The following is a 5462-nucleotide window of genomic DNA, read 5'->3' as shown; positions in this document are numbered from 1 at the left end:
CGCCGCGCTGGTGCACGGACTGGCCGGCACCACGGCAGCCGCCGGCGGGCCGGTCGCGGCATCGGACATCGGAGCGCACGTACCCGGGGTCGTCGGCGCCCTCCTGGCCGGCGGCTGACCCGGCCCGGTCCTTGTGCCAGTGGCGGGCCGGGGAGCGCCGCTGGCCATCACCAAATGCCAAGGCTACTGTGGGTTGCATCCGACCCGGCGACCAGCGGAGGTTTCCCGTGGCTATCACCCGCGACCTGATCATCAACGGCGAGCACGTGCCCGCCGCATCCGGCAAGACCACCGAAGACATCAATCCCTACACCGGCGCCCCCTACGCCACCGTGGCCGCCGCGAGCCCCGAGGATGTGACCCGTGCCGTGGACGCGGCCGCCGCCACGTCCGAGTCCTGGGCCGCCACGCCGCCCTCGGCCCGGGCCCGCATCTTCCTGAAGGCGGCGGACATCCTCGAGTCCAAAACCGATGAAGCGGCCGCGCTGATGGCGCAGGAGGTGGGCGGGGTCCGGCCCTGGGCCGAGTTCAACCTCCACCTGGCGGCGGACATCCTGCGTTCGGCGGCCGCCGCAACCACTGCCCCGCAGGGCGAGGTGCTCGCCACGAACCTTCCGGGCAAGTATTCGCTGGGCCTGCGCCAGCCCTTCGGGGTGGTGGCGGCCATCTCCCCGTGGAACGCCCCGATCATCCTCGGCACCCGGGCCATCGCGATTCCGCTGGCCGTGGGCAATACGGTGGTGATGAAGCCCAGCGAGGACGCGCCGCTGGCCTGCGGGCTGTTCATCGCGGACGCCCTGCTCGAGGCGGGGATTCCCGACGGCGTGCTGAACGTGGTGACGAACGCACGGGAGGACGCCAACGACGTCGTCGGCACCCTGGTCGCGGACAACAGGGTCCGCTGCGTGAACTTCACCGGCTCCACCAAGGTCGGCAGGATCATCGGCACCTTGGCCGCGCAGAACCTCAAGCCCGCAGTGCTGGAACTGGGCGGCAAGAATTCCCTCGTGGTGCTCAAGGACGCGGACATCGAGTACGCGGCCAGTGCGGCAACCTTCGGTGCGTTCATGAACGCCGGCCAGATCTGCATGTCGGTGGACCGTGTGCTCGTCGACCAGTCCATTGCCGAGGATTTCACCGCCCGCTTCACCGAGAAGGTGGCCAAGCTGCCCACCGGGGACCCGAATGATCCGAACACCTTCGTGGGACCGCAGGTGAACCAAAGTGCCGCCGACCGGCAGTACGGGCTGATTGACGACGCCGTGGCCAAGGGCGCCACCGTGGCCACCGGCGGGCAGCGGCTGCAGAACGCCCTCGTGCCGGCCACCGTGCTGACGGGGATTACCGAGGACATGCGGATCTTCGAAGAGGAAATCTTCGGTTCTGCCACCACCGTGCTGCCCGTGAGCGGGCCCGAAGAGGCGGTGCAGCTGGCCAACAATACCAACTACGGCCTGACCGCCGGCGTCATCACCGAGAACCTTTCCGAAGGCATCGAGGTGGCCCAGCGGCTGCGCACCGGCATCGCCCACGTCAACGACCAGCCGGTGCTGGATGAACCGATGGCACCGTTCGGCGGGATCAAGGAATCCGGCTACGGTAAGTTCGGCGGCCAGGCCGGCATCAATTCCTTCACCGAGCTGCGCTGGGTCACCGTACAGCAGCGGGGCCACGCGCAGTACCCGTTCTAGGAACCGGCCCAGCCGACCCCCGGGAGGGCGCATGTACCAGGCAGCTCAGGACCGCTACGAACAAATGCCCTACCGGCGGGTGGGCCGCAGCGGCCTGCAGCTGCCGCTGGTATCGCTGGGGCTCTGGCACAACTTCGGTGACGACAAGCCGTTTGAAACCCAGCGGGCGGTGCTGCGGCGCGCCTTCGACCTCGGCGTCACGCACTTCGACCTGGCCAACAACTACGGACCGCCCTACGGCTCGGCGGAGTGCAACTTCGGCCGGCACCTCGCGGAGGATTTCCGCCCGTACCGTGACGAGCTGATCATCTCGACAAAGGCCGGCTACGACATGTGGCCCGGCCCGTACGGGAACTGGGGGTCGCGCAAGTACCTCCTGGCCAGCCTGGACCAGTCGCTGGCCAGGATGGGGCTGGAGTACGTGGACATCTTCTACAGCCACCGGCCGGACCCGGACACGCCGCTGGCGGAAACGATGGGCGCGCTGGATGCGGCCGTGCGCTCGGGCCGGGCGCTGTACGCCGGGATTTCCACCTACACGGCCGCCCAGACGCGCGAAGCTGCCCGGATCATGCGCAGCCTGGGCACGCCGCTGCTGATCCACCAGCCGTCCTATTCGATGCTCAACCGGTGGGTGGAAGAGGGCAGCCCGAGCCTGCTGGAGGTAGCGGAGGAGGAAGGAATGGGCGTCATCGCCTTCTCCCCGCTGGCGCAGGGCCTGCTCACGGACCGCTACCTGGGCGGAATCCCGGAGGACTCCAGGGCCGCCGCCAACAAGTCCTTCGTTCCGGAGTGGCTTTCCGAGCAGACCCTGGAGCGGGTGCGCGGGCTGAGCGGGCTGGCGGCCGCGCGCGGGCAGACGCTGGCCCAGCTGGCGATAGCCTGGTCCCTGCGCGATCAGCGCCGCGGCGCGGCGGTGACCTCGGCCCTGATCGGCGCGTCCAGCGTGCAGCAGCTGGAGCAGAACCTTGCCGCCGTGCGCGGCCTCGATTTCAGCCCCGGGGAGATCGACGCGATCGACGAGTTCGCCGTGGAGTCGGGCATCGACCTGTGGCGGCAGCCGGCGGACTGAGTGAGGTGGCGGGGTCCCCGCCCGGGTATGCGAAGGGCCGGGGCAGCCGCTAGGCCAGCCAGGTGTCCGGCGGACCGAGGAAGAGCAGGAATCCGAACACTGCAGCCACCCCGGCAATGGCTAGCACGACGGCGAGGACGGGGTTGCGCAGCACCCAGGCCTGCGCCTGCTCAAGCACGCCGCGCGGCGCCTCGCCGCCGGCCAGTCGCCAGCCGCCGTCGAGCATGCCCCGGCGGTCCAGCGACTTTTCGACCGGAATCGTGGCATAGGGGAGCACCGCCGAAACCACTGCGAGCACCCCGGTCCGGGCCGGCCACTTCTGGTTGACCCAGGTGAAGCAGGCAACGGCCACGTAGCAGAGGAAGACGAAGCCGTGCAGCCCGCCGCCGATGCGGACCCCGAGCTCGGTGGTGTGCGTGACGTACTTGAGGGCCAGGCCGAGCAGCAGCAGGGTCCAGGTGGCGGCCTCGGCCAGCGCGACGGCACGGAACAGGGTGCGGGGAGACATGCGGGTCCTCGGATCGGGAAAGGCGGTCCTTCCAATCTACCGGGAGGAGCCCGCCAAGGCTAAATCGTTGCATCCTGTGTAAATTTGCATCCGGTGCAAACTTGGTCCTAGGCTGGGCCTATGCCGATGCCCCCAACCCCATCACCGGCCCCCGGTACCTCCGCCGGCGGCCGGCGTGAGCTGAACCGGCGTGCCACCCACGAGGCGATCTCCTCGGCGGCGCTGCGGCTGGCCCGCGAATACGGTCCCGGCGGGTTCACCGTCGAGGCCCTCGCCGACGAGGCGGGCGTCTCCCGCCGGACCTTCTTCAACTATTTCCCTTCCATCGAGGCGGCGGTCACGCAGCCGGTGGAGGACTTCCTGGACCGGGCCTTCGCCCGGCTGTACGGGCGGCCCGCGGATGAGCCGATTATGGACGCGGTGCTGGCCGCGCTGGCCGGGGACGTGGGCCAGGAGGAACTGGCCCTGCTCTGCGAGGTCTATTCGATGGGCACCGATGACGAGCAGTTGGAGCGGATGCAGCTGTGGATCTGGAACAAGGCCCAGCAAAAGCTCGAAGAAGGCCTGCGGACACGCCTGCCCGGGGACAGCAGCGGGCTGCTGATCGACGCGCTCGCCGGCTCGCTGATTGCCTGTGCCAAGGCCGCCACCCGCCAGGCCTCGCTGGCCACCCCGCCGGGCCAGGCCCCGGACCCGGCAGCATTCCACGACCTGCTGCTGGCGTCCCTCGGCCTGCTGCGGGCCGGCTTCAACACCAACGGATCCGCTTCCCACCGGAAGGACACCTGAGCATGGCTTCCTGGCTGTACTCCCTCGGCAAACTTGCCGCCCGCAGGCGCTGGTGGTTCATCTCCGCCTGGCTGGCCGTCATGGTCGCCGTCGGCGGCTCGGTGGCCGCGTTCGGCGGCACCCTGACCAACAGCTTCAGCATTCCCGGAACCGATGCCCAGCAGGTGCTGGACCGGCTCAAGACGGACCTGCCCGATGCCTCCGGCGGCCTGGGCACCATCGTCTTCAAGACCGCAGACGGGCAGGCCTTCACCGCGGAGCAGAAGGCAGCGGTCGAAAAGATCGCCGCGGACCTGGCGGACCACCCCGCGGTCAAGTCGGCCACCGATCCGTTCGAACTGCAGTCGGCCCTGGACGATGCACCGGAAAGGATTTCCGACGGCGAGGCGGAGCTGAGGCAGGCCCGGCAGCAGCTTGCGGACGGCCGCGAAGCCCTCGACGCGGCCAGGGCGCAGCTGGAACCGGCCAAGGTCCGGCTCCAGGCCGCCCAGACCCAGGCCGATCAGCTCGAGGCGTCCGGCCAGGCCGCGATGGCCGGGCAGATCCGCCTCCAGCTGCAGCCGCAGGAAGCCCGGCTGGCGGACGCCGAGGCCGAGCTGGCCAAGCAGGAGCGCCGGCTCGGGGAGGGCCGGGCCGAGTACGACGACGGCGTGGCCGAACTGGCCTCGGCCAAGACCCGGATGCAGTCCTCCGAAGGCATCCGCTTCGTCTCCGAAGCCGGAGACGCGGCCTTCATGCAGGTCTCCTTCGAGCAGTCCATGATGGAGGTCTCCAAGGCGGACCGCGCCGCCGTCCAGCAGATCGCCGAGGCTGCCCTGGTGCCCGGGCTGCAGGAGGAGTTCAGCAAGGACATCGTCGAGGACATTTCCCAGCTATTCGGCGCGGCCGAGATCATCGGCATCGCCGTGGCCGCCGCGGTGCTGGTCATCATGCTCGGCACGCTCATGGCCGCCGGCCTGCCGCTGCTGATGGCTGTCGTCGGCGTGGGCGTCGGGGTGGGCGGCACCCTGGCCCTCTCCGGCGTGGTGGAGATGAGCAGCATCTCCCCGGTGCTGGCGTTGATGCTCGGCCTGGCCGTGGGCATCGACTATTCGCTGTTCATTGTCAACCGGCACCGGACCCAGCTGCTGGCGGGCATGCAGCTGCACGAATCGATCGGCCGGGCCACGGGCACCTCGGGCAACGCGGTGCTGTTCGCCGGGCTGACGGTCATCATCGCCCTGGCCGCGCTCGCGGTGCCCGGAATTCCGTTCCTGACCGTGCTCGGTTTGGCCGGCGCGGCGACGGTGGCCGTCGCGGTGCTGGTGGCCTTGACCCTGACCCCGGCCCTGCTCGGGGCGATCGGCAACCGCATTCTCTCCCGCCGGGCCTGGGCCCGGGCCGCAGGCGCGCCCGCGGCCCG

Annotated in this window: 5 protein-coding genes; 4 read left to right on the top strand and 1 reads right to left on the bottom strand. The window is 69.9% G+C overall.

The annotated features are described in order from the left end of the window. Positions 1 to 227 precede the first annotated feature (227 nt). Together ACFQ36_RS20335 and mgrA are read left to right on the top strand one after the other, a co-directional pair. The gene (locus ACFQ36_RS20335; RefSeq protein WP_377016972.1) at positions 228 to 1691 is read left to right on the top strand and encodes an aldehyde dehydrogenase family protein; all 1464 of its coding nucleotides are present in this window, start codon (positions 228 to 230) and stop codon (positions 1689 to 1691) included. 31 nt (positions 1692 to 1722) lie between these two features. Continuing rightward, entirely contained in the window at positions 1723 to 2763 is a 1041-nt protein-coding gene (mgrA, locus tag ACFQ36_RS20330) for an L-glyceraldehyde 3-phosphate reductase (RefSeq protein WP_377016970.1), read from the top strand. 49 nt (positions 2764 to 2812) lie between these two features. On the opposite strand, the gene ACFQ36_RS20325 is transcribed toward mgrA, so the two are convergent. Continuing rightward, positions 2813 to 3271: a DUF3817 domain-containing protein gene (locus ACFQ36_RS20325; protein ID WP_377016968.1), complete on the bottom strand. Its 459-nt coding sequence runs from the start codon at positions 3269 to 3271 to the stop codon at positions 2813 to 2815. Between the two features lie 120 nt (positions 3272 to 3391). Between ACFQ36_RS20325 and ACFQ36_RS20320 the strand changes: the two genes are divergently transcribed. Together ACFQ36_RS20320 and ACFQ36_RS20315 are read left to right on the top strand one after the other, a co-directional pair. Then, complete coding sequence (locus ACFQ36_RS20320) at positions 3392 to 4060, top strand: TetR/AcrR family transcriptional regulator (RefSeq protein ID WP_377016966.1); 669 nt, start codon at positions 3392 to 3394, stop codon at positions 4058 to 4060. Between the two features lie 2 nt (positions 4061 to 4062). Then, the coding region (locus ACFQ36_RS20315) for an MMPL family transporter (RefSeq protein WP_377016964.1) at positions 4063 to 5462 on the top strand (1400 nt) is incomplete at its 3' end.

It is taken from the genome of Arthrobacter sp. GCM10027362 (assembly GCF_042679445.1).
GTDB lineage: Bacteria > Actinomycetota > Actinomycetes > Actinomycetales > Micrococcaceae > Crystallibacter.
This window is presented reverse-complemented; position numbering and strand designations above follow the sequence as displayed.